Origin of the sequence: Streptomyces sp. NPDC127092 (genome assembly GCF_042722475.1) — a bacterium.
In the GTDB taxonomy this organism is placed as follows: Bacteria; Actinomycetota; Actinomycetes; order Streptomycetales; family Streptomycetaceae; genus Streptomyces.
On record NZ_JBHXFE010000015.1, the window covers coordinates 1 to 22,099 of the forward strand.

Sequence of the window (22,099 nt, forward strand, 5' to 3'; positions counted from 1 at the left end):
AGGGGGTGGGGGTTGTTGGTTTTTTCGGACATCGTGTGTGTTCCCCCCCCCCCCCCCCGCGGACCCGGCCAAGATCCGGAAGAGACGGCCTAGCAGCGCCGGACCGAGGTGGGTCTCCACTCGCACCAGGGCCGCGGCCAGTGCGGGCACCGCGGCGAGCGCGGCGAGACCGGCCGCGGAGACGTACAGCGCCTGGGTGGTGTACCCGGGGTGCTCGGTCCGCCAGTGCATGGGGACCGCCCAGATCCACGCGTACACGGTGGCGGCGGCCGCTGCGCCGACCAGCAGGGTCAGCAGCAGCGTCTCAAGCCCGCCCAGGAGCGGTCCGACGGCGCAGTGGTAGCCGATCTGCCGCTGCGACCGCCGGCGGCCCGGGCGGGGGATGTCCACCCCGAGCAGCCGCCGGAAACGTCGGTGCTGGGCCGCGGTGAGGACCGGGACGCAGCCGGCTCCGAGTACCACCACGAGCCCTAGGGCCACTGGTGCCTGCGCGTCCTGCCCCTCGACGACCTCCCATGCGAGGACGAGGACCGCGAACAGCACGCACGCCATGAGGAGGTGCAGCGGCACGCCCAGCGCGAGGAAGGACGTGTCACGGGCCACGCGGGTGAGCGCACGCCGGGTCCTGGGTGGCAGGTTCATGATCCAACCGTAGGCGCCCGGCGCGGCGGGCCACCATGCAGGTGGTGTCCGGAACAGGGGTGTAGCTGGTGCCACCCCGAGTCGGACATGGGCGTTACTGACTCCGGCACGGTGAGAGCGGAGTGTTGATCACGAGCCCGAGAGCCGGGTTCGTGACACGAGGGGCAGCTCTTCCATGGCCTTGTGCGACGTTCGTCTTCCCGCTTGCTCCGGCCATGACGGCCACGCTCCCCGGCACGGCGGCAGCGCCGGACGCCTCGGCCTTGCCCGCCGCCTGCAAGGGCGCGTCCTGGTGGGTGCCGGCCTGGCCCTGCTGCCCTGGCTCGGCTACCTGGCGGGCACGCTGCCCCCTGCCGAAGCGGCGGGCTGGGTCGCGCTGGACGCCGCCGAGGCGGCGGCACTGCTGACCGCGGGAACCCGCGTCCTGCGCCTGGACCGTGCTTGCCGTTTCCCGGCGGCGGCTTCGGCCGCGCTCCTCGTCGCCGACGCCTGCATCGACCTCGCCACGGCGAGTCCCGGCGCGGAACGGATGGCCGCCGTCGTCATGGCCGCTCTCGCCGAACTGCCGCTCGCGGCCCTGTGCCTGATGCTCGCCATCTCCTTCAGACGTACCCGCCGCCGGCCTCCCTCGCCCCACAGGCGGGCCGACCGGCGGACGGCGAGCCGATCGGCCGACGAGCACCCCGGCACGTCCAAACCTAACGTGGAGGGTGGGAACCGACGTGACGGAGGAGTCATGGACATGAGTAGCGCCATGGGCAAGGCCAAGGGGCGGCTCAAGGAGATCACCGGAAAGGTCACCGGCCACGAAAGCCTGGAGGCCGAAGGCCGAATGGACCAGAGGAAGGCCAGGGTCCGGCAGAAGGTGAGGAGCGCTCGACACCGCGCCGAAGGCATCGTGGACTCGATCAGGCACGGCCGCTCGTAGGACATCCTGGGGGATCGGACGCCCACCGCCCGCCGCCCGCCGCCGTGCGGTCGGACGGCAGCATCGACGTCCGCCGGCTCCCGGCCGGCCGCCCATCGGTGCGGAGTCACCGGCTCGACCTTCGAGTAGCCCGGAGACCGCGTTCTGACAGCCGACCCTCAAGATCCGTCCCACAGCCCCAGACGCTTGAGCCGGCGCTGCCGGAGTCGCTCCGCGCCGGCCGTGAGAGCAAAAAGGGATCCCATGATCAACCCGCTCAGTACGGCGGCAAGGAGACTGTCGGCTCCGTCCTCAGACGATACTGACAGTGCGAGAAGCGAGAAGGGAACGGCCAGGCAGAGACCAGCAGCGATCGGGCGTCGGGCCACCCACTTCTGGAGCCGAGTCGGACGCTGCTGCCCGACCTGCTCGGCCAGCGTCCAGCCGTTCTTCCGCTCCAGCGGAGCCAGCAACCCGGCCAGGTAGTCCAGCGCCCGATCGCGGGGCTCCGACCTGCCAAAACGATGCGCGATGCAGGCATGGAACCCGGCTATCCCCTCGAACCACGACTCGACTCGACCTGCTCAACCGTCAGGTCATCGGCACACAGATACACCAACGAGCCCCACACCACATCCCTCACGAAGATGTGGTTGCAGGATTAGTCTGACCGGATGACAGCTGATCGCACAGCAGCCAAGTACCGCCGCATCCTCGCCCTGGCCGGCGCGGCCGGGATCGCCCTTGGCGGGAGCGCCTGTTCCTCGTCCGGGAGTTCCGGCGGGGCCGCCTCAGGCGGTGAGAGGCTGTCCTACGACCGGGTCGCCTCGACGGCGAAGCAGCTGACGAGTACGTCGGCCTGCCCGTTCGGCCTCGACCCGGCGGCGGCGCTGAAGGCCGCCGGTGCCGAACGGACCGTCGCCCCGGCGGCGTCCGGCGGCGACCCCGCGGCTCAGGGGACCGTCGACCCGGGCCGCCCGGCCCAGGCCTTGCCCAGCGGGCAGCCCACGCCGTCCGGGCTCCCCTCCTTCCCCGCCGTCCCGCCGAACGCGTCTGTCGTCTGCAACTTCACGGCTTCGGGAGCTCCGATGGAGATCGACCTCGTGGCCGTGTCCGAGGGCGAGGTGGCGGTGAACCTGGCGCTGCCGAAGATCGCCACCCTCGGCCACCTCAGCGCTGACGAGGTGATGACGTTCTCCAAGGACGAGCCCGGGATCGGCCAGACCAGGGTCACCCCGGGCCGGGGCACGGCCGCCGTCGCACGGGTGGCGGTGGCGGGCAAGGGCGACTTGGTGCTCGTGGTCTCCCAGGGATCGACCGTCACCAAGGCGGACCCGGCCCTGGCCGGTGAGTCGCTCGGGAAGGTCGCCGAGGCACTCGCGGCCCAGCTGCGGCCGTAGGCGGCGCCGGCAGGCGACCCGACCGGAGCGAGCCGGTGCGGTACACACCACATCCGTCATGCAGATGCGGTTGCAGTATTAGGGGGCGGATGGGGGCCAGGTGTCGGTTTTCCGTTTGGGCGGGTAGTCGATCTGGTCGGGTTCCCAGTGCCAGTCCTCCCCTTGGTAGACGGCCCGGCCGGGAACGGGGTTGGGTCCGCCGTCTCGGCCGGCGTGCCAGTAGATCAGGGCGATCACCGCGCCGAGGAAGAGGACCATCCCGAGGACGGCCCACGCCGCCGGGTCGCCTTCGGCGAGCCGTGGCCCGCCCGTGGTCCAGAGGAAGCGCCCAAGCCGCCAGGCGGCGACCACCAGCACGTACCCGAGCCCGAGGGCGAACGGCAGGAACACCAGCCCGATGCCCAGACAGCCTTTGTCCACGCTCCCGCGTCTCATCTCGCAGCCCCCTTGTTCCCCCGCCCGCTGCCGGGTGTCGCCAGGGCGGGGCATACCCGGCCCGGGACGGCCCGACACCGGTGGCGGCTCCTGCCCAGCCGGTCCGTCGCCGTGTCTCTCCTGGACGTTCCGGGGCAGGAGATGGCGGCTACTGCGCGTCAGGCTGGTCGGCAGCCTCCCACGCGAACCCGTCCAGGTCGGTGAAGGCGCCGGCGCTGCTGCCGAGGACGACGCGGTGGGAGCCGGTGCCGTCGGCGGGGACGCCGAGGTCCTTGGCCAGAGCACGGCGCTTGTACAGCGCCAGCTTGACGGGGCTGGACTGGCCAGGCGCGAACTCCGCGTACTTGCCGCCGAAGCTCTTGGCCACGGTCATGCCCCGGTCGACATAGAACTGCTTGGTGGCCTTCACGTCCTCGACGCCGATCAGCACGACGACCTCGTCGATCTCGCGGGTGGCGGGGCCGGTGTCCTTCTTCGCCGACGTCGCGATCTTCCAGATCGTCCCGTCCGGGGCCCGGACGACGCCGCCGTAGCCCCACATCGACTTCGCGGCGGGCTTCAGCACCGTGGCGCCCGCGTCCACGGCGGCGCGGACGAAGCCGTCGACGGTGGCCGGCCCGGACACCGTGAGCGCCAGCGTGAAGCCACGGAATCCGGTGCAGTGCGCCTCGGACACCCGCAGGCGTATGTACGTGTCCACGCCGAAGGCTGCGTAGAAGCGGCGAGCGGTCTCGAGGTCGGCCACCTCAAGGGTGACGGACGCGAGGGAGATGTCGGCTGCGGTGGAAGTGGTGGTTGCCATGACCATCACGCTAGGGGGCGCACGGCGGCCGGGGCTTCTTCAATCCTGACCGGTCCGGTGGTGAGACGGGCTTCCCCGCATCCCCGCATTCGCACGCTTCCGCGAGTGGGCGGGAAACGGGCCCCGGCAACTCGGTCCCGTTGCGGGTGTCGAGGCGGGGCCGCCGGTTCCGTTCTCGGTATACCGGTGGCCTGCACCGGTGACCTCGAAGACTCGCGCAAGGCCAAGGGAGACCGTCATGACGCTTCAGCGGATCGACAACGTCGGCATCGTCGTCGAAGACCTGGACGCGGCCATCGCCTTCTTCACCGAACTGGGCATGGAAGTCGAAGGCACGGCGGAGATCGAGGGCCTCTTCGCGGACCAGGCCGTCGGACTTCCCGGAGTCCACAGCCACATCGCGATGATGCGAACCCCCGACGGCCACGGGAAGCTCGAGCTCGCGCAGTACCACTCCCCCGCGGCGACCGGCGACGGATCGCACCCTCTGCCGCCGAACACGCTGGGACTGCACCGGATCATGTTCGCCGTCGACGACATCGACGACACCATCGCCCGTCTGCGCCCGCACGGTGCCGAACTCCTCGGCGAGGTGGCGCAGTACAAGGACATCTACCGCCTGTGCTACCTCCGCGGCCCGTCGGGGATCATCCTCGCCCTCGCCGAAGAGATCAGCTGACAGCCCTGTACGGGCCCGGCCCGGTGGTGTACGTGGGGGGATGGCCGGGAGGGGAGGGCGGCCGAGACCGCTGGTCATGAAGGTCTGCCCGGGCCGGCGCGGCCCTCCCCAGGTCCGTCGCCCCCTCCGCAGGAGTCAGCCGGAGTCGCCCCCGCGCAGGGGCGAGCCGGATTCGCCGGCGCGGGGGCGGGGCGGCGCGGGCGGCGGCGTCGTTGTCAGGCTCCCCTGCGGCGCCTGATGGCGTAGAAGGTGATCCCTCCGAGCACGAGGACCGCGACGCCGACTCCGGCCGGTACGGCGAGGCTGCCCAGGGGCGAGTCGCCGTCCTTCGCCGACGGTGCCGGGGTGCCGGTCGTGCCGGTCGTGCCGTGTTCGCCGTTGCCGTTCGCTCCGGACGGTGGTCCGTCCTGGGCGGTGGCGTCGCCGAAGAAGAACACCGGGCCGTTCTCGGGGCGTGGTGTGCCGGAGACGTCCACGGTCAGCGAGATCGGTACGACGATGCCTTTCGCCTTGTCGTCCGGCTCGGCCACCTGCGCCTGGATGTAGTAGGTGCCCGGCACGTCGTACCCGTTGGGGTCGGGGCTCTTCGTGTCGTCCTGCTCGGTGATCTCCCACGGGCCGCAGGCCCGCTCGATGTGTCCGGTCCGGCCCGCGAGGAGTTCGGTGGAGCGGTGGTCCTCGTTGCAGAGCGTCGAGCTGCGCTCGGCGTTGTAGACCGTGACGCCCCATCCGGTGGTGGCGGACGCGGGGAAGTCGGACGGGATGTCCACGCCCGCCTTGACGGCCAGTTTCTGACCTGCCTTCAGTTCGACGCGCCAGAAGGGGGCCTCGCCGACGGCGATGGACTGGCGGTGGGTACCCGGTCCGATCGGCGTGGCGCTGTTGAAGGAGAAGCCGCCCTCGGCATCCGCGCCTGTTCGGGGCTCGGGAGTCCGCGAGCCGGTCCGCTGGGTGTCGTTGTCGGCGATGCCGACGAGAAGCTCGACGGGCATCGGCTTGTCACCGGGCCTGGTGATGTCGTTCTCGACCATGATGCAGCCCGTGTCGTCCGGCGCGGGCTTGTCGTTGCCCGCTCCGGGCTTGCTGCGCCCTCCGGTGGAGAGGATGTTCGCCCACCCCATCGACTGGTCGAACTCCCGCAGCCACGCGCGAGGTTCGCCGTCGCCCGCAGGGCCGGCCGCGACGGTGATGATCGAACCGCGCTCGTAGCCCTCCTCGGCGACGGCGGTGGCGCTCACCTGGAGCCGCTGGTCCGGCCGCTTCTTGACCTTGTAGTAGAGGTCGCGGCCCCCGGTGAACTCGTCCAGGTACTGGCCGGGGGCAACCAGCGGAGCGTCCTGGCAGCCGGTCGGCGAACCGTCGACCGGTTTTCCGGTGGCGTGGTAGGTCCGCCACTCCTTGCGGAACAGGGCGCCCAGATGGGCGGTCAGCGAGTCGGCGTCGTCGGCGTCCGCGTACGACCCGTCGGTCACGTCCGCGATGCACTTCAGCTGCGCTCGCGCCGCAGAGGGCGTACGGAACCCGACCACGTCGACGGCGAGGTCGATGCCCTGTGCCTTGAGCTCGCGGGCCACCTCGCACGCGGGCGGCGGCGCACACGTGTCCTCACCGTCCGAGACCAGGACGATGCGGCGCCTGCCGCCCGTACCGTTGCCGTCGAGGTCCTTGGCGGCTTCGCGCAGCGAGACGCCGATCGGTGTGAAGCCGACCGCCTTGAAGCCCGCGACCTGCTTCTTGGCGTCCGCGCGCGACGCCCGGTCCATGGCCGCCACAGGCCGGACCAGCTGCGTGTCGGCGCAGCCCTGCTTCTTGTCCTGCCCGGGATAGGTGGCGCCGTACACGCGCAGTCCTAGTTCGGCCTCTGCGGGGGCGGTGTCGATGATCCGGGAGACCGCCTGCTTCGCGGCGGCCAGGCGGGTCATGCCGCCGGCGTCGTTCTGGTTCATCGACCCGGACAGGTCGAGAACCAGATCGATCCGGGCCGGCTTCGGAGCGCCGGGCGCTGCGCGGACGGCAGGCGCTGCCGGGATGGCGGCGGTCGCGGCCGTCGCCGCCGACGGCACGACCGCGGCAAGGACGAGGAGGGAAACGGCGGCGAGCGCAGCTCGCCGACGTCGTCTGAGAGGCATGAAGGTGATCTCCGAAGGGTCGGTCTGCCGGGTCCGTTGCAAAAGACCCGAGGACTCGGGGACTTGGGACATGCCTCGTTCGACGATGAGCACATGCGAACGGTTCCTCGGAACTGCCCGGGTATCAATTTCCTGCACTGATTGCGCAGACATATGACGGGACCGTTCCGATCGCAACCACATGCGGGGACGTCGCCTCAGGGTCGGCTGGGCTCAGGGCGGCGTGAGCGTGTCGATCCGGGCGGCGAGGTCGGGGTGGGCGGACGCCAGGTGGGGGCGGGCGGCGGCCAGGTGGGCGATGAGGTCGGCGGGGTCGTCGTGGGCGAGGGCCGCGTGGAGCTCGCCGAGCGGGCCCCGGGCGGCCGGGGGAAGGTCGGTGAGAGCCGTGATCTGGCCGGCGAGACGGCGCAGGTCGGCGGCGTTGGCGCGGGCCCAGGTGGCGGTGGTGCGTTCGGCGGCCCGGGCCTGGCGGGTGGCCGTCACGCGTTGCTCACCGGTGGTCCCCGCGGGGCCGGGACGGCCGCGCAGATAGCGGCGCTCCGCGGCCTGGCGGCTGGCGACGCCGAGGGGGTGGGCGAGGTCCGCCCAGCTGGCTCCCGCCTCCCGGGCCGTTTCGATCAGGCCGGTCTCCCATCCGGCCAGCTGCTCGCGCACCTGCCGCAGCAGCAGAAGGGAGGCCAGCGCCTGCTCCGGCCCGGGGCCGGGGCCGGGATCGGCGTCAGTGGCGGGATCGGGACCTGTGCGGGAGCCGGGAGCGGGGCGGGGTCCGGAGCCCGGGTCGGGGCCTTCGGAGGTGTCCGGGGACTCTCGCCGGGCGTTGCGCAGGGCGTCGTCTATGGCCCGCAGGGCCGCCGCGGCGGCCAGGAACGACGCCGGGCTGTGGGCGTTTGCGCTGGTCGCGGGCGGTTGGTCGGCTGCAGTCACGGGCACCTCCTCAGACTGTCATCGTTTCGACGACATCATGTTTGTCATCCGATGGATGACATGTTACAACGGTGTCAGTGAGGCGCATTGGCAGCAACTGCCCGAACCTGCTGGAGGTGTTTTCACGATGTTGATGCGCACTGACCCCTTCCGTGAGCTGGACCGGCTGGCGCAGCAGCTGATGGGCCCGGGCACGTGGTCCCGCCCCTCGCCGATGCCGATGGACGCCTACCGCGAGGGCGACGTGTACGTGGTGGCCTTCGACCTTCCGGGCGTCACCGCGGACGCGATCGACATCGACGTCGAGCGGAACATGCTCACGGTGAAGGCCGAGCGGCGGCCGGTGACCAAGGCCGACGACGTGCAGATGGAGCTGTCCGAGCGGCCGCTGGGTGTCTTCTCCCGCCAGATCGTGCTCGCCGACACCCTCGACACCGAGCGCATCCAGGCCGACTACGAGGCCGGCGTGCTCACTCTGCGCATCCCGATCGCCGAGCGCGCGAAGCCCCGCAAGATCTCCATCGGCGGCGGATCCGGCCGCAAGGAGATCTCCGGCTGAAACCGGCCGGACAGGTGCGGAGGGCGAGCACTCGATCTCCCCCTCACCTCGCTCTCCGCACCCCCGTCGTACGTCCGAAGAAGAAGGGGTGGCGGCCGAGATGACCCTGCGACGTGAAGCATTCCTCGACCAGGTGAAGGAACGCGGCGAGTACGACAGCGCGGAGGAAGCCGAGCGCGCGGCGCGCGTGGTGCTCGCCCTGCTCGGCGCCCATCTGGTCGGCGACGTGCGCGCCCAGCTCGCGGCGCGCCTGCCCGAGGCGTTCGCCCTGATCCTGCTCAACCCGCTGCAGAGCGCGGAGCCGCTGTCTCCGGAGCGGTTCGTACGCGCGACCGCGGCGTGGATCGAGGGCGCCACCGAGCAGACCGCGGCCTGGGACGTCAGTGCCGTGCTGTCCACCGTCGCCGACTCCGCCGGCGAGGAACTGCTCGGGCGGATCCTGCTCCAGCTCCCCGTCGGCTACGACCTCCTCTTCGGCCGCCCCCAACACAGCTGACCGAGACGGGTGGTGCCGCACGCCCACGCCGGCACCACCCTTCACCCACCTGACTCCACGAAAGGCATGCCCCGCAGTGATCTCCGACGTCCGCGTACCGCTCGATCACCAGCAGTCGTGCGGGAAGGCGTACGAGCAGATGCTGGAGAAGGTCCGCTACGAAGGCGCCTACCCCACGCGTGAGCGCGCCGACGAAGCCGTCCGCCTCGTGCTGGCCGGGCTCGGGCGCCAGCTGACCGGCGACGAACGCGTCGACCTCGCCGCCTGCCTCCCCCTGGAGGCCGCCCGCGTCCTGACCGCGCAGGTCCCCGACACCCAGCCGCTGACCGGCTGGGCCTTCGTGAAGGACCTCGCCGCCCGCACCGGCGCCTCCCTCGCCGTCACCCGCTGGGACACCGGCTCCGTCCTCTCGGCCGTCGCCGCCCACGCCGGCCCGGACCTCACCGCCCGCATTCTGGCCCAGCTCCCCACGGGCTACGCCCTGCTCTTCGGCCGCGCCGAGCTCGCGCCCACCGCGTAGACGACGAGCTGCGCGTCGCCGGTGCCGGGCCGTGTCGCGACGTATGCCCTCGCCCGTGCACCTGCCGCGCGGATGATCACCCTTCCTCGCCGGAAGGGCGGCCTCATGCCTCCGACGGCGCGCCACTGCCCTGGCGCTGCCGTCGGCGGTGTTTGCGCATCGACACCTGAGAGCCGCAACCGGTACTGCAGTACAGCCCGGCTCCGTTGCGGGTGCGGTCGAAGAAGCCGAAATGGCACGGAGGGTTCCGGCACGCCTTGATGCGGCCCCAGTCACCGCTCTGGGCGAAGGTCGTCACCGCGGCCAGTACCGTCCCGAAGACCCGCGGCACCCCCGCTTGCGGCGAGGTCAGTTCGACGCCGTCGGCCGTGACCGCCGCGGCCAGAGGGTAGAGCTCACCCACACGTCGCAGGTGCCTCTCGGCCCGCAGCAGCGGCTCGCCCAGGCTTTCCTCATCGCCCGAGTGCGCGAGCAGAAGGGTCACCAGGGCGTCACGCAACTCGCGCGCGACCGCGGCGTCGGCATCGGTCACCACGGTTTCGCCACCGAACTCGTCGCGCTCCGCCAGCCATGCCGCGAACGCGGCCCCGTCCCCGAACATCTCACGGCGCCCCGATCCGTCCGCGCGCGTGTTCACGAACGCGAGAACGGCCTCCACCGTCGGCGGAACGGCTCGAGGGCTGAGTCCGGGAGATCCGGCTGTCGCACTGCTCATACGACCACCCTACCTCAGCGCTCACGAGCTAATCGGACTAGAAGGCAACCTGCACCATCAGATCAATTGACGTGTTGCGACCTAACGCCTTACGGTCGCAACATGAATCAAGCATCCCACCAGCAGAACCGTCTCCGCACCTGGCTGATCACCGGCGCGACGTCCGGCATCGGCCGCGAACTGGCGCTCCAGGCCCTGGAGAACGGCGACACCGTCGCGGCCCTCGCCCGCGACGTCTCCCCTCTGGACGACCTGGCGCAGGCGCACGGCGACCGCCTGCTGTGCGTCCAGGCGGACGTACGCGACGAACAAGCCGTCCGGAACGCGGTGGCGGGCACGCTCGCACGCTTCGGACGTATCGACGTGGTGGCCAACAACGCGGGCTACGGACTGTTCGGAGCCGTTGAGGAGGCCTCCGACACGCAGGTCCGCGCCGTGTTCGACACGAACGTCTTCGGAGTGCTCAACGTGCTCCGCGCAACGCTGCCGGTTCTCCGCGCCCAGCGGTCCGGGCACATCCTCCAGGGCTCGTCGGTCTACGGGCAGTCCGCCCACCCCGGCGTCGGCCTGCTGGCCGCCACCAAGTACGCGGTCGAGGGACTGTCGGACGCGCTCGCGGCCGAGGTCGCGCCGCTCGGCATCAAGGTCACGATCATCCAGCCCGGAATGACCGCGACCCCCTTCCTCGCCAACCTCGATGTCGCAGCCGGCCTGGACGACTACGACGCGACCGTCCGCGAGGTCCAGAAGGGCATCGGAGAACTGCCGGCATCCGCGTTCTCCGCCGCGGCACGAATAGCCGCAGGCATCCGGACCGCCGTCGAAAGCCCCAACCCCCCGCTACACCTGGCCCTTGGCACCTCCAGCTCGACGGGCATGCGCACCGCACTGGAGGCACGCATCGCAGACCTGGACACCTGGCACCACGTAACGGACGCCGTCGACAGGTAGCAAGTCACGCCTCCCACCGGGAGCATGGCCACGGCGGCCGTGAAGCAGCTGGATAGGCTGGTCCGTCATGCCCAGCCCCCAGCTGAAAGGTGCCGCCGTGAGCCAGTACTTCGACATCGGCGACGAGACACTGTGGAACCCGTCCAACGGCGCTTCTCGCATGTTCCAGCGTCAGGTGGCGGTTTTCGAAGCGGAGCTGGAACTTCCTTCCGGCATCGCGCCGATGGAGAACGACGAGTGTCAAATCAGCCCCGACACCTTCGAGACCTTCGTCAACGCCCTTCTGGCGAAGCACCGAAGAACGAGCCACGCCATCTGGCTCGCTCTCTCCGACGGCTTCACCGCAACAGTCCTGGTCCTTGCCGAGCGCGCCGGGATCGAGGTGGACTGGCCACGACACGGAGCCGCCCCGGAAGGGCCGCTCGAAGACGTGCAGGTTTCCACGGTCACCGGCATGTCCGGCCCTTCGGAGGGTGAAGCCTGGGCTGCGGGTCTGCGTGCGAAGGCACAGGAGCTGAGTCGGCGCATGCCCCGCTGACAGCGGAGTGCGCGGCGGACGAGGAGCTGCGCGGAGAGCGGCGATCGGTGACCGCGCGGACGCGCTAGACGCGCCCGCGCCCCTCTCCCGCCTCGCCGCGCCGCCCATGCGGCCGTCGTTGCTCCTCGCGGCCCAATCCGGGTGACTGACGCTTGGCGCGCATGCCGTCTGCATCGGGTTCCGCGTCGTCGTGGCGGTCGCGGAGGGCGTCGTCGGCTTCCCGGCGTGCCGCGTCGTCGCCGCTCTCGCCCTTGGCCTGGGAGGGCGTGGTGCGCGGCGGCGCGTCCGCGGGAAGGGTCCGCCGGCGCTCGTGCTGGTTCATGGTCGTCCCTCTCCTGTTCGTCCGGACGTCAAACGGGCTACGAAGGCGGCTGCCCCGTCACCTCACCGGGAAACACCCGGCATGACGGTGGGCATAAATGACGGCGGCCTGGGTCCGATGGCCGTGAATGCCGAGGAAGGCGCAGGTGCGAGAGGGTCGGCGTCACCTTCGGCCGGTTCCGGCGGCCTCCCCAGGGCGGCGGCACAGAAGCGGTTCGAACCACGTGAGGCGTGCCCGCCCTCCGCGCCAGGGCTCGTCCGGCGGATCGTGGGCCGGGCCACGGCCGGACCGGGGCGAAGGCTGGTCAATGATTAATCGTGTTGACCGGCCCCGGCAGGCGGTGCTGGAGTCGGCACGTGGACAGCATCCCCGCCAACCGGCGGTTCTGGAACCAGATCAGCAGCGCGTACCAGCACGAGCACGATCCCCAAATCGGCGCCGCACCCCGGCTGTGGGGCATGTACTCCATCCCCGACGCGCACCTGCAAGCCCTGGGCGACGTCAGCGGCAAGCGCGTCCTCGAACTCGGCTGCGGCGCCGGCCAGTGGTCCAGGGCGCTCGCCGCCGAGGGCGCCACCGTGGTCGGGCTCGACGTGTCCGAAGCCCAACTCGCGGCAGCGGCCCGCGCGATGGGAGCGGATCGCTACCCGCTCGTGCAAGGCGCCGCCGAACAACTCCCCTTCGCCGACGACAGCTTCGACCTGGTGTTCTGTGACTTCGGCGGGCTCAGCTGGGCGCCCCCGCGCCTGGCCGTCCCGCAGGCCGCACGCGTCTTGCGCCCAGGCGGGCGACTGGTGTTCAACGTCGCCAGCCCCTGGTTCGAAGCCTGCTACGACGAGCCCGCCGGCCGCGTGACCACGACGCTGCGGCAGGACTACTTCGGGCTGGACACCATCGCCGAAGACGACGGCGCGACCAGCTATCAGCTCACCTACGGCGACTGGGTGAGGGTCCTGCGCGGCGCGGGTCTCGTCATCGACGACCTCATCGAGCCACGGCCCGAACTCGGAACACGCAACGGCTACAACGAAACCGACCCACCCGACTGGGCACACCGCTGGCCTGCGGAACTGCTCTGGGTCACCCACAAACCGGGCGCTCCCGCCTAGGCCGTGTCCTTCGGATTACTGTGACACAGAGCGTTGGCACGTTGTAATGGGTGGTCGATCTCCCGTAGTTCTGGCTAGCCTCCGCTGATGCTGCATGCCGAGTTCCGTGACCCCTTGCTGGTGGCTGTCTACGATGCCGAGTGTCCGTGGACACGTGAGGACGACTTCTTTCTTGGTGTGGTTGGTGAGGCCCCGAAAGGGAGGGTGCTCGATCTCGGCTGCGGGACGGGGCGGCTGGCCCTGGGCCTGGCCGCGGCCGGACACGTGGTCACCGGCGTCGACCCGGCCGGCGCCTCGCTCCAGGCGGCTCGCGCCAAACCCGGCTCCGAACGGGTGACCTGGGTGGAGGGAACCTCGGCGGACCTGCCCGTCGCGGCGTTCGACATCGCGGTCATGACGAGCCATGTCGCGCAGTTCTTCGTCACGGATGAGGAGTTCGGCCGTGTTCTCGCCGATCTGAAGCGTGCACTCGTGCCAGGCGGGCGCCTGGTCTTCGACACCCGAGACCCTGCGGCCCGGCGCTGGGAAGCGTGGAACCCGGTCGACTCCCACCGGCAGGTCGAGCTGGCAGACGGAACTGTGGTCACGGCCTGGACCGAGGTCACCGCCGTCATCGACGGCGCGGTCTCCTTCACCCACCACTACACCTTCTCCGACCACCAGCAACTGCAGAGCACTGCGACCTTGCGATTTCGGACCGAGAGGGAAGTCCGCGCGGCACTGCATACCGCGGGTTTCCAGGTCGGGCACGTCTACGGTGGCTGGAACCGGGAACCGGTCGGTGACGGAGACGGTGAACTTCTGGTGATCGCCCACCGCTGATGTTTCGCAGGAGGAAAACCGGCCAGAGCGCTTCTGTCCACCTTGCCGCAGACAATCGCTGCCGCCCGCTGGCCTTCGTCCTCACGCCCGGCCAGGCAGGTGATGCACCCGTGTTCCCCCATGTCATGGCATGTCTGCGGGTACCTCGACCAGTCGGTCGGCCCAGAACCACGCCAGACATGATCCTGGTCGACAAGGCGTATTCGTCCCGAGCGATCCGGACCCACCTTCGTCAGCGCGGAATCCGAGCAGTAATTCCGCAGCCGGCCGATCAGGTCGCGAACCGTAAGCGGCGCGGCAAGCTGGGAGGCCGTCCGCCAGTCTTCGACCACGAGGCGTACAAGCGGCGCAACACGGTCGAGCGGTGCATCAACAAGCTCAAGCAGTGGCGCGGTCTGGCCACCCGATATGACAAGACCGCCACCATCTACCTGGCCGGGCTCCACGTTGCCGCCATCTTCATCTGGTCAGCCCGACATGATCCGAAAGACACGGCCTAGCGGTGTCAGAGATCAACAGCTCTGTCGCTCTCCGCGTACGTGTGGGGTACGCGGGTACGCACCGGCGGTGTGGTGATCACTTCTGATCCGTCGTCAGCGGGGAGAGTGGCCGCTCGAAGAAGGTCTCGAGCACCACCGTCGCCTGCGTTCCGCTGACGCCCTCGATGGCGTAGATCCGCCGCAGTACGTCCTGCAGTTGCTCGGTGGTCGCGGTCCTGACCTTCACCAGTACCGAGGCACTGCCGGCGATGACGTGCGCCTCCAGGATCTCGGGGAGGGCGGCGAAGGCCTGCGCCGAATCGCCCATCCAGGACGTCGAGTCGACCATCACGTAGGCCAGAACGGCGCTGCCGACGGCGGCCGGGTCCACCTCAGCCGTCGTGCGCCGGATGACGCCCCGCTCGCGCAGCTTCCGCACCCGCTCGTGGGCGGCACCGGCGGACAGGCCGACCGCCTGACCGAGCGCGGCGTAGGACTGGGTGGCGTCCTGCTGGAGCTGCGCCAACAGTGCGCGGTCAATGTGATCCACAACTCTCCATTCGGAATCGACTGGCTATCGCAGTATCCCATCTTGCAGCATGCAGCTTGAGCCGATTCTCATTCGGCATGGGACGGGTTTCGGGAGAGGTGGACTCCATGAGCGGCGAGCGCAAGGGGCTGTACGAGATGCTTGACGACCGGTTCCGGACCGGCAGGTGCATGAACGGTGACGACGCGCTGGAGGTCCTGTACGCCGGCTGCCGCTGGGCGGAGGGGCCCGTCTACCTGCCCGCCTGGCGCCAGGTGATCTGGAGCGACATCCCCAACGACCGGATGCTGCGGTGGGACGAGGAGACCGGCTCGGTCAGCGTGTTCCGCCGATCCGCCGGGCACACCAACGGCAACACCCTCGACCGTGAGGGCCGGCTGATCACCTGCGAGCAGGGCAACCGCCGGGTGACCCGTACCGAACACGACGGCACCCTCACCGTGCTGGCCGACCGCTGGCAGGGAAAGCGCCTGAACAGCCCGAACGACGCGGCCGTGAAGTCCGACGGCTCGATCTGGTTCTCGGACCCCGACTTCGGCATCACCAGTGACTACGAGGGATACCGCGCGCAGAGCGAGATCGGAGCCAACAACGTCTACCGAATCGACCCGGTCACGGGCGAAGTGCAGCTGGTCGCCGACTGCTTCGGCGCGCCGAACGGGCTGGTCTTCTCCTCCGACGAGCGGCAGCTGTTCGTCTCCGACACCCGAGCGGGCTTCATCCGGGTCTTCGACGTACGCGACGACGGCACCCTGTCCGACGGCAAGGTCTTCGCCGAGGCCGGGGCCCGTGAGAAGGCCCGCTTCGACAACCTCCGCTTCGACGACGGCGGCCGGCTCTGGGCCGCCGCGATGGACGACGGCGTGCACTGTTACGACCCTGACGGGACCCTGATCGGCCGCCTCAACGTCCCTGAGGCGGTCGCCAACATCTCCTGGGGCGGCGCCAAGCGCAACCGCCTCTTCATCGCCGCCGAGACGAGTCTGTATTCGGTGGTCATGGGGGTGACCGGCACGCACCCGACGGGACCCGGACGACGGCCCTGGCTGTAGACCATGCTCCCGGCGTCGGCCGGCCTCACCACTCACCCGGCCCTGGTCCGGTGCCGGGGAGTGGGTCCGGGTCGGCACCGGCCACGATGGCCCTCGGCGGGGGCCAGCCGCGGACGATGAAGACGTGCCGGGCACCGGTCACGTGCAGGAGGCGGGCGACCGGGCGGCTCAGTGCGGTCAGTATGAGGGTCTTGCCGGCCTTGCGTGCCAGCCGGTTCAGGTCCTCCAGGACGTGCAGGCCCTGACTGTCGAAGAAGGTGACGGCGGACAGGTCGACGTCGAGGCCGCGGCTGCTGGATCCGAGTGCCGCGGCGAGGTCACGGCGCAGGCCGCCCGCGTTCTCCATGTCGATCTCGCCGCGCACATGGGCCAGCACCCGCAGCGGCCCGGGTTCGACGACCACGGCCACGACGGAGGGCCTCAGGGTACCGTCGATGCGCGCCGCCCCGGCGGGGAGCGGGCGGCCGAAGTCAGGGGTCATGGCCTTACTCCCTTCAGACCCCGAAGCGCGGGGAAGAAGGCCTGGTCGGGCACTGGCGCGGTGAGCCCGGATCCCTCCAAGATCAGCCGTGCCGGTCGCGCTCACCGTGACCACCGTCCGGATGCCCGGTCGCCCCGGCGGGTGGGGCGAGGTCGACCAGCAGGTGCAGCAGGTCCGTGATCTCGTGCTGGCCCTCGGCCGGATGACGGAAGAGGGTCCCCGGCGTGACCTCGTAGTGGTTACGGCGACCGTGGCGCACGCGCGTGAGGTACCCCGCGGTGTCCAGGTCCGTGACGATCGCCTGGGCCGCCCGCTCCGTGATCCGGCAGCTCTCCGCCAGGTCTCGCAGCCGGATCTCCGAGTCACGCAGGATCATGGCGAGGATCCGGGCGTGGTTCGTGACGAACGTCCAGTTACTCCGGGACAGCGTCGGCTCCATGTCCGAAATTATATGATTTGCGACACCTGTTCCGCCAGACCGGAATGCGGAATCCGGAATCCCTGCTCCTGAGTCGTGGCTCATGGCCCCAGTCGCGGCTCATGGCGGCTCCAGCGCACCACTGCCCTCTCCGACAGATACGCGCTCTCCGACACCGCAGACGCTCTCCGACACCGCACGCGATCGAGCAGCAGGCCGCGGCTCCCTTAGCATGTGCACATCATGATCAACATTCGGCACAGTCGACGAAAGCATCCGATGCACCTCAAGCGCCTGCGCACCGCCCTCGCCGCCCTCACCGCGATCACCGCCCTCTCCGCGCTCACCGCCTGCGAGGACAGCTCCCCCGACCGTACGTCCGCAGCGGGCTCACCGACAGCCGTCGCCGACAAGGGTGCTGACGCCGCATCACTGGAGGAGGCGCAGAACTACGTCCGGCGATACGCCTCATGTGAGGAGATGGGCACCGACCCGAACGACCATCGGCTGCCGCTCGTCGATCTCACGACCGTCGGCAAGTGGTCGGTGACCGAACGAGGGGTGTGCAGCGACCGCGTCGAGCGTGGCGAGATCGTCTTCTACATGGCCTCCGACATGAAGGCGTTCCAGGAGGGGTACAAGCAGCGCGTCATGGCGAAGATCGCCGCCGGAAACGCCACGTACGGGCTCTTCAGCCGCGTGTTCGTCGGCAAGAACTTCGCGGTCACGCCTACGGAGACCAAGACCGCGCTCAAGCTGTCCCGCTCGGACCTGCGCATCCTCACCTGCAACCCGACGGCGACGGTTCCCGAGGGCTACAAGCGGGAGAAGGCGCTCGTCGAAGGCTGCGTGCTGAGCGACTTCGTCGCGAGCGCGAACGGCGACGGCAGTCCGAACTTCCAGGCGCCGCAGGATCCGGCCGCGGGCGGCTCCGCGTCCGAGAAGCCGGGGCAGCCGGCCGAGGGCGGTCTCGGTCTGCCGAAAGCGGGCAGTCTGACCGAGCTGAAGGCCATGCTGCACCCGAACTACGTCGACTGCACCCAGTACTCGACCGACCCGGCCTCGCTCGCGGTCGAGTCGATCGACTACCAGCCGGTCGTCACCGGCGACCACCAGGCCTGGGGCGTCGAGGAACGGGCGATCTGCGGCAATACGGGCGGCGCCCAGCGCGCCCATGATCTCAACTGGCTCGACGTCGTCAGCGATATGACGGTTCTTCAGTTGCGTGCCAAAGCGGCCCAGCAGGAGGACCTCAAGGACGACGGTCGTGTCCGGGCCACCGCGAGCAAGCTGCTCGTGGGCCAGAACATCGCGGTGGAGACGAACGACCAGTCCGTCCGCCACGGCCTGTACCAGCTCCAGTTCCTCTACCTGAACTGCGAGCCGGGCTTCTCCGCACCGGCCGGCTACCGCGTGGAGAAGGCCGCCGTCGCCGGCTGTGTCCTGACCAATTACGAGCCGGGCGCCAGCTGACGAGCGGCGCGTCGTCGGTCCCCGCGCCGGGGTTGTTCACATGCCGTGCTGGACGACCCCTCGCGTGGAGAAGGTGACGGGATCACCGCCGGTGAAGTCGCCCGGCGGGATCCCGGGATGATGTCCCGGCGGGATCCCGGGATGATGTCCTTCGGTGGTGACGGCGGGTTCCGCGCTGGGGCCGAGGGCGAGGCGGGAGACGATGCGGTAGCGGTCGCCGCGGTAGAGGGAGTGGACGTACTCCACCGGACGGTTGCGGACGTCCGTGGTGAGGCGTTCGAAGAGGAGCGCCGGGGAGAACTCCGGAACGTCGAGCAGCTCCGCTTCGGCCCGGGTGACCACGGTGGGCTCGATGGACTGCACCGCTTCGCTGACCTGGATGCCGTGCAGGTCGCGGAGGTGCTCGTACAGGTCGCCCTGCTCCAGTTCCTCACTGGTCAGGTCGGGCACCAGGTCGGCCCTGATGTGGAGGTGCTCGATGGCCATGGGCGCGCCGTCGACCAGCCGGAGGCGGGCGACGTAGCGGATCTCCGCCGCCGGCGAGATCCGCAGCCTGCGCCCCACGCGCGCGCCCGCGGGCAGCGTGCGAAGCTCCAGCAGTCTGCTGGTCCACACACCGCCCGCCTGCGGGAGGCTGAAGGCGTTGCGGTCCGACACCAGTTCCTGGGTGATCTTCTCCGCGGCCACGAACATGCCGCGGCCGTGCTCGCGGACCAGCAGTCCCGCCACGACGAGTTCGTCGACCGCGGCGCGCAGGGTCGGGCGGGAGACCCCGAGTTCCGCGCACAGGACGCGTTCGGAAGGAATGGCGTCGCCGGGGCGCCGCGCCTCGATGAGTTCGAGGATCGCCTCCCGGACTCGCTCGCGCTTGAGCATCGCCCCTGAGGCGGCGGTGTCGATCTCCAATGGGAGCCTCGTTCGTCTGGGGACAGTCACTGGTCATCGTAACTGGTTCGCTGGTCAGGTCACTCTAAGCGGTGAGACGCGCGGCCATCCAGTCCTCTGATCACGAGCCTTCGCCAAATCCCGTCCATTCTCGGAGGGTTGACGGCGCCAGTGGTCCATGCCACCTTCATCCCCGCACCAACTGGTAAGCCCTCTGCGACCAACTGGTCAAGCCGAGGTGTCGTGCGCTGCCCCGTCGCCCGCCTACTGTCCTCTGTCTCCCGTCTCCCGTCTCCCGTCTCCCGTCCTCCCTTCCGCCTGTTTCTTCTCCAGGCTCCTCAGAGGTGAACCGTGAAGCACCGATCCCTGGCCCTGCTCGGCGCCCTGCTGCTGAGCAGCGCGCTCACCGCCTGCTCCCCGTCCGGCGACGGTTCCGGTGGTGGTTCCCGTGACGGGTCCGGCGACGCCGCCGGCGGCCGGACCGTCCTCGACGTGTGGCTGATGCGCGACAGCGTCTCGGCGGCCTTCCAGCAGGAGTTCGAGGCCGGCTTCGAGGAGGATCATCCGGAGATCGACGTGAAGATCCAGATCCAGGAGTGGGAGGGCATCGGCGAGAAGGTCACGGCCGCCCTGGCCAGCAACGACGCCCCGGACGTCATCGAGGTCGGGAACACCCAGGTAGCCCAGTACGCGCAGAGCGGCGGCCTGACCGACTTCACGGGCAGGGTCGGTGAGCTCGGCGGCGACAGCTGGCTGACGGGCCTGGCGGAACCCGGTGCGTACGAGGGCAGGCAGTACGGCATCCCGTACTACGCCGCCAACCGGGTCGTCATCTACCGCACCGACCTGTTCCGCCAGGCGGGGATCGACGCCGACACGATCAGGACGCGCGAGCAGTGGATCGCCGCCACCGAGAAGCTCGACCAGGGCGGGACGCAAGGCATCTACCTGCCCGGCCAGAGCTGGTACACTTTGTCCGGGTTCATCTGGGACGAAGGCGGCGACCTCGCCGTCGAGTCCGGCGGGGAGTGGAAGGGCGGTCTCGACAGTCCCGCGGCCCTGCGGGCCATGGAGTTCTACCGGAGGCTCCAGGCACTCGGGAAGGGCCCGAAGGACTCGGACGAGGCACAGCCGCCACAGGCCGAGGCCATGGCCAAGGGGCAGATCGCGCAGATCATCGCCACCCCCGGCGGTGCCAGCGTCGTCGCGGAGAAGAATCCGGACTTGAAGGGCAAGCTGGACTTCTTCCCCATCCCCGGCAAGAGCGCCGCCACCCCGGGTGCCGTGTTCACCGGTGGTTCCGACCTCGTCGTACCGGCCGTCGCCGCCCACCAGCAGGAGGCGTTCACCTTCCTCAAGGAACTCACCGGCGACGCCTGGCAGAAGAAGCTCGCCCTCGCGATGAGCTACGTGCCCAATCGGACCACCTTGGCCGGCGCCGTCGCCTCCGACCCCGGAGCAGCCGCGATGGCCGTCGGTGCCGCCAACGGCCACGCCACGCCGAACACGCCCCAGTGGGCCGCCGTCGAGGCCAAGAACCCGATCAAGGACTACATGACGGCCGTGCTCACGGGCCGCGATCCCCGGACCGAAGCCGCCAAGGCGTCCCGCGTCATCGCCGACACCCTCAACAGCGACTCCTGAGAGCCGTGGCGCCCGAGGCGCCCACCGACTCGCCACCGACTCCCCACCGGCCCCGCCCGAACCACCCGAGAGACCCACTCGAGACCACCCGAGAGACCACCCAACACCCACCCGAGAGACCACCCAAGACCCACCCGAGACCCACCCAAGACCCACCCGAGACCCACCCGAGACGAGGAGACGCCGTGTCGACCGTCCGCGAGCGGACCGCTCCCCGCTCCGTCACCCGCCGCCCCGCACGGCGCCCCTCCACGGCGACGTCGGCCGCTCGCGGCAACAGCAGGTCGCCCTGGCCGTACGTGCTGATCGCCCCGGCGGTACTGGGCATGCTGTACCTGCTGCTCTACCCGCTCGGCCGGGCCGTGGTCATCTCGTTCCAGGACTTCCGGCTGCGGCAACTCATCCTCGGCGACGCCGAGTTCGTCGGACTGCGCAACTACCGCACCCTGCTGTCCGACCCCCGCTTCTGGGAGGTCGTGCGTCGCACCTTCCTGTTCATGGCGGTCAACGTCGTCGCGATCATGATTCTGTCGACGCTCGTCGCCCTCATGCTCGAACGCCTGGGCAGGCTCGCCAGGACCGTGGTGCTCAGTTCACTCGTCCTCGTCTGGGCGGTCCCCGTGGTGGCCGCCACGACCGTCTTCCAGTGGCTGTTCCACTCCGAGTTCGGGATCGTCAACGAGACCCTGACCGGCCTCGGTTTCGATTCCTTCGACGGCTATCCCTGGTTCGCCCACGGCGGCGCCGCGTTCGCCATCGTCGTGGTGCTCATCGTCTGGCAGTCCGTGCCGTTCGCCGCGATCACGCTCTACTCGGCCCTCACGACGGTGCCGGGCGAGCTGTACGAATCGGCGCGCATCGACGGTGCCGGCGGGATCCGCGTCTTCCGGTCCGTGACCTTCCCGCTGGTCCGGCCGATCTTCACGCTCATCGTCTCCCTCGAAGTCATCTGGACCTTCAAGGCCTTCGTGCAGATCTGGGTGATGACGCGCGGCGGGCCCGGTGACGCCACGACGATCCTGCCGGTCTACGCCGTGCAGACCGCCCTCGCCAACCAGCGCTACGACCTCTGCTCGGCCGCCTCCATTGTCACGCTGCTGCTGATGAGCGGCGTACTCGTCCTCCACTTCCGCCAGTTGTTCCGACAGGAGAGGGAGCACCTGTGAC

24 protein-coding genes and 2 pseudogenes are annotated in these 22,099 nt (G+C 69.9%); 15 read left to right on the top strand and 11 right to left on the bottom strand.

All coding sequences use genetic code 11. From position 1 onward, the window contains the following. A pseudogene (locus tag ACFWJO_RS14710) lies at positions 1–642 on the bottom strand (hypothetical protein); the annotation flags it as partial. A 292-nt stretch (positions 643–934) separates the two neighbouring features. Between ACFWJO_RS14710 and ACFWJO_RS14715 the strand changes: the two are divergent. Together ACFWJO_RS14715 and ACFWJO_RS14720 are read left to right on the top strand one after the other, a co-directional pair. After that, complete coding sequence (locus ACFWJO_RS14715; protein ID WP_386865075.1) at positions 935–1,570, top strand: CsbD family protein; 636 nt, start codon at positions 935–937, stop codon at positions 1,568–1,570. Between the two features lie 653 nt (positions 1,571–2,223). Beyond that, positions 2,224–2,949, top strand: coding sequence for a hypothetical protein (locus ACFWJO_RS14720; RefSeq protein ID WP_386865076.1), 726 nt, complete (start codon positions 2,224–2,226; stop codon positions 2,947–2,949). A 78-nt stretch (positions 2,950–3,027) separates the two neighbouring features. On the opposite strand, the gene ACFWJO_RS14725 is transcribed toward ACFWJO_RS14720, so the two are convergent. Then, positions 3,028–3,384, bottom strand: coding sequence for a hypothetical protein (locus ACFWJO_RS14725; RefSeq protein ID WP_386865077.1), 357 nt, complete (start codon positions 3,382–3,384; stop codon positions 3,028–3,030). Positions 3,385–3,532: 148 nt separating this feature from the next. Beyond that, positions 3,533–4,192: a glyoxalase gene (locus tag ACFWJO_RS14730; protein WP_386865078.1), complete on the bottom strand. Its 660-nt coding sequence runs from the start codon at positions 4,190–4,192 to the stop codon at positions 3,533–3,535. A 232-nt stretch (positions 4,193–4,424) separates the two neighbouring features. On the opposite strand from ACFWJO_RS14730, the gene ACFWJO_RS14735 reads away from it, so the two are divergent. Further along, entirely contained in the window at positions 4,425–4,865 is a 441-nt protein-coding gene (locus ACFWJO_RS14735) for a VOC family protein (protein ID WP_386865079.1), read from the top strand. A 215-nt stretch (positions 4,866–5,080) separates the two neighbouring features. Here the strand turns inward: ACFWJO_RS14735 and ACFWJO_RS14740 are convergent, their stop codons facing one another. Both ACFWJO_RS14740 and ACFWJO_RS14745 read right to left on the bottom strand, forming a co-directional pair. Beyond that, complete coding sequence (locus ACFWJO_RS14740; protein WP_386865080.1) at positions 5,081–6,994, bottom strand: VWA domain-containing protein; 1,914 nt, start codon at positions 6,992–6,994, stop codon at positions 5,081–5,083. Positions 6,995–7,207: 213 nt separating this feature from the next. Next, a complete protein-coding gene (locus tag ACFWJO_RS14745) occupies positions 7,208–7,918 on the bottom strand; it encodes a type III effector protein (RefSeq protein ID WP_386865081.1) in 711 nt (236 codons plus the stop codon). A 127-nt stretch (positions 7,919–8,045) separates the two neighbouring features. Here ACFWJO_RS14745 and ACFWJO_RS14750 point away from each other — a divergent pair, with 127 nt between their 5' ends. From ACFWJO_RS14750 to ACFWJO_RS14760, 3 genes are all read left to right on the top strand, one after another. Then, positions 8,046–8,477: an Hsp20/alpha crystallin family protein gene (locus ACFWJO_RS14750; protein ID WP_386865082.1), complete on the top strand. Its 432-nt coding sequence runs from the start codon at positions 8,046–8,048 to the stop codon at positions 8,475–8,477. Between the two features lie 100 nt (positions 8,478–8,577). Further along, entirely contained in the window at positions 8,578–8,973 is a 396-nt protein-coding gene (locus tag ACFWJO_RS14755; protein WP_386865083.1) for a DUF2267 domain-containing protein, read from the top strand. A 76-nt stretch (positions 8,974–9,049) separates the two neighbouring features. After that, positions 9,050–9,493 carry a DUF2267 domain-containing protein gene (locus ACFWJO_RS14760; RefSeq protein WP_384406577.1) on the top strand — a complete coding sequence of 148 codons (444 nt, stop codon included), beginning with the start codon at positions 9,050–9,052 and terminating at the stop codon, positions 9,491–9,493. A gap of 103 nt (positions 9,494–9,596) precedes the next feature. Here the strand turns inward: ACFWJO_RS14760 and ACFWJO_RS14765 are convergent, their stop codons facing one another. Further along, the gene (locus tag ACFWJO_RS14765) at positions 9,597–10,208 is read right to left on the bottom strand and encodes a CGNR zinc finger domain-containing protein (protein ID WP_386865084.1); all 612 of its coding nucleotides are present in this window, start codon (positions 10,206–10,208) and stop codon (positions 9,597–9,599) included. Positions 10,209–10,310: 102 nt separating this feature from the next. On the opposite strand from ACFWJO_RS14765, the gene ACFWJO_RS14770 reads away from it, so the two are divergent. Both ACFWJO_RS14770 and ACFWJO_RS14775 read left to right on the top strand, forming a co-directional pair. Then, positions 10,311–11,159, top strand: a complete 849-nt coding sequence (locus ACFWJO_RS14770) for an SDR family NAD(P)-dependent oxidoreductase (RefSeq protein ID WP_386865085.1) — start codon at positions 10,311–10,313, stop codon at positions 11,157–11,159. A gap of 97 nt (positions 11,160–11,256) precedes the next feature. Next, entirely contained in the window at positions 11,257–11,697 is a 441-nt protein-coding gene (locus tag ACFWJO_RS14775; RefSeq protein WP_386865086.1) for a DUF6086 family protein, read from the top strand. A 64-nt stretch (positions 11,698–11,761) separates the two neighbouring features. Here the strand turns inward: ACFWJO_RS14775 and ACFWJO_RS14780 are convergent, their stop codons facing one another. Beyond that, entirely contained in the window at positions 11,762–12,019 is a 258-nt protein-coding gene (locus tag ACFWJO_RS14780; protein WP_386865087.1) for a hypothetical protein, read from the bottom strand. Between the two features lie 356 nt (positions 12,020–12,375). Here ACFWJO_RS14780 and ACFWJO_RS14785 point away from each other — a divergent pair, with 356 nt between their 5' ends. The 3 genes and pseudogenes from ACFWJO_RS14785 to ACFWJO_RS14795 all read left to right on the top strand — a co-directional run. After that, a complete protein-coding gene (locus tag ACFWJO_RS14785) occupies positions 12,376–13,128 on the top strand; it encodes a class I SAM-dependent methyltransferase (protein ID WP_386865088.1) in 753 nt (250 codons plus the stop codon). 87 nt (positions 13,129–13,215) lie between these two features. After that, positions 13,216–13,950: a class I SAM-dependent methyltransferase gene (locus ACFWJO_RS14790; RefSeq protein WP_386865089.1), complete on the top strand. Its 735-nt coding sequence runs from the start codon at positions 13,216–13,218 to the stop codon at positions 13,948–13,950. Between the two features lie 8 nt (positions 13,951–13,958). Beyond that, a pseudogene (locus ACFWJO_RS14795) lies at positions 13,959–14,450 on the top strand (IS5 family transposase); the annotation flags it as partial. Between the two features lie 76 nt (positions 14,451–14,526). On the opposite strand, the gene ACFWJO_RS14800 reads toward ACFWJO_RS14795, so the two are convergent. After that, complete coding sequence (locus ACFWJO_RS14800; RefSeq protein ID WP_386865090.1) at positions 14,527–14,979, bottom strand: Lrp/AsnC family transcriptional regulator; 453 nt, start codon at positions 14,977–14,979, stop codon at positions 14,527–14,529. Between the two features lie 107 nt (positions 14,980–15,086). Here ACFWJO_RS14800 and ACFWJO_RS14805 point away from each other — a divergent pair, with 107 nt between their 5' ends. Beyond that, positions 15,087–16,031 (top strand): SMP-30/gluconolactonase/LRE family protein, encoded by a 945-nt coding sequence (locus tag ACFWJO_RS14805; RefSeq protein WP_386865091.1) that lies wholly within the window; start codon positions 15,087–15,089, stop codon positions 16,029–16,031. A gap of 25 nt (positions 16,032–16,056) precedes the next feature. On the opposite strand, the gene ACFWJO_RS14810 is transcribed toward ACFWJO_RS14805, so the two are convergent. Together ACFWJO_RS14810 and ACFWJO_RS14815 are read right to left on the bottom strand one after the other, a co-directional pair. Continuing rightward, on the bottom strand, positions 16,057–16,512 hold the full coding sequence (locus ACFWJO_RS14810; RefSeq protein ID WP_386865092.1) for an STAS domain-containing protein: 456 nt from the start codon (positions 16,510–16,512) through the stop codon (positions 16,057–16,059). A gap of 82 nt (positions 16,513–16,594) precedes the next feature. Continuing rightward, positions 16,595–16,951, bottom strand: a complete 357-nt coding sequence (locus tag ACFWJO_RS14815; protein ID WP_386865093.1) for a helix-turn-helix transcriptional regulator — start codon at positions 16,949–16,951, stop codon at positions 16,595–16,597. A 258-nt stretch (positions 16,952–17,209) separates the two neighbouring features. Here ACFWJO_RS14815 and ACFWJO_RS14820 point away from each other — a divergent pair, with 258 nt between their 5' ends. Next, a complete protein-coding gene (locus tag ACFWJO_RS14820) occupies positions 17,210–18,403 on the top strand; it encodes a hypothetical protein (RefSeq protein WP_386865094.1) in 1,194 nt (397 codons plus the stop codon). A 36-nt stretch (positions 18,404–18,439) separates the two neighbouring features. Here the strand turns inward: ACFWJO_RS14820 and ACFWJO_RS14825 are convergent, their stop codons facing one another. Continuing rightward, positions 18,440–19,309 (bottom strand): GntR family transcriptional regulator, encoded by an 870-nt coding sequence (locus tag ACFWJO_RS14825; RefSeq protein ID WP_386865095.1) that lies wholly within the window; start codon positions 19,307–19,309, stop codon positions 18,440–18,442. Between the two features lie 330 nt (positions 19,310–19,639). On the opposite strand from ACFWJO_RS14825, the gene ACFWJO_RS14830 reads away from it, so the two are divergent. Further along, entirely contained in the window at positions 19,640–20,932 is a 1,293-nt protein-coding gene (locus tag ACFWJO_RS14830) for an extracellular solute-binding protein (RefSeq protein ID WP_386865096.1), read from the top strand. 185 nt (positions 20,933–21,117) lie between these two features. After that, positions 21,118–22,098 (top strand): carbohydrate ABC transporter permease, encoded by a 981-nt coding sequence (locus tag ACFWJO_RS14835; protein ID WP_386865097.1) that lies wholly within the window; start codon positions 21,118–21,120, stop codon positions 22,096–22,098. Position 22,099: the final 1 nt, after the last annotated feature.

Bases quoted from the DNA above. Each gene is read 5' to 3' on its own strand.
- ACFWJO_RS14720 (WP_386865076.1), top strand. From the start codon at position 2,224: ATGACAGCTGATCGCACAGCAGCCAAGTACCGCCGCATCCTCGCCCTG.
- ACFWJO_RS14725 (WP_386865077.1), bottom strand. From the start codon at position 3,384: ATGAGACGCGGGAGCGTGGACAAAGGCTGTCTGGGCATCGGGCTGGTG.
- ACFWJO_RS14730 (WP_386865078.1), bottom strand. From the start codon at position 4,192: ATGGTCATGGCAACCACCACTTCCACCGCAGCCGACATCTCCCTCGCG.
- ACFWJO_RS14735 (WP_386865079.1), top strand. From the start codon at position 4,425: ATGACGCTTCAGCGGATCGACAACGTCGGCATCGTCGTCGAAGACCTG.
- ACFWJO_RS14740 (WP_386865080.1), bottom strand. From the start codon at position 6,994: ATGCCTCTCAGACGACGTCGGCGAGCTGCGCTCGCCGCCGTTTCCCTC.
- ACFWJO_RS14750 (WP_386865082.1), top strand. From the start codon at position 8,046: ATGTTGATGCGCACTGACCCCTTCCGTGAGCTGGACCGGCTGGCGCAG.
- ACFWJO_RS14755 (WP_386865083.1), top strand. From the start codon at position 8,578: ATGACCCTGCGACGTGAAGCATTCCTCGACCAGGTGAAGGAACGCGGC.
- ACFWJO_RS14765 (WP_386865084.1), bottom strand. From the start codon at position 10,208: ATGAGCAGTGCGACAGCCGGATCTCCCGGACTCAGCCCTCGAGCCGTT.
- ACFWJO_RS14770 (WP_386865085.1), top strand. From the start codon at position 10,311: ATGAATCAAGCATCCCACCAGCAGAACCGTCTCCGCACCTGGCTGATC.
- ACFWJO_RS14780 (WP_386865087.1), bottom strand. From the start codon at position 12,019: ATGAACCAGCACGAGCGCCGGCGGACCCTTCCCGCGGACGCGCCGCCG.
- ACFWJO_RS14790 (WP_386865089.1), top strand. From the start codon at position 13,216: ATGCTGCATGCCGAGTTCCGTGACCCCTTGCTGGTGGCTGTCTACGAT.
- ACFWJO_RS14805 (WP_386865091.1), top strand. From the start codon at position 15,087: ATGAGCGGCGAGCGCAAGGGGCTGTACGAGATGCTTGACGACCGGTTC.
- ACFWJO_RS14810 (WP_386865092.1), bottom strand. From the start codon at position 16,512: ATGACCCCTGACTTCGGCCGCCCGCTCCCCGCCGGGGCGGCGCGCATC.
- ACFWJO_RS14815 (WP_386865093.1), bottom strand. From the start codon at position 16,951: ATGGAGCCGACGCTGTCCCGGAGTAACTGGACGTTCGTCACGAACCAC.
- ACFWJO_RS14820 (WP_386865094.1), top strand. From the start codon at position 17,210: ATGCACCTCAAGCGCCTGCGCACCGCCCTCGCCGCCCTCACCGCGATC.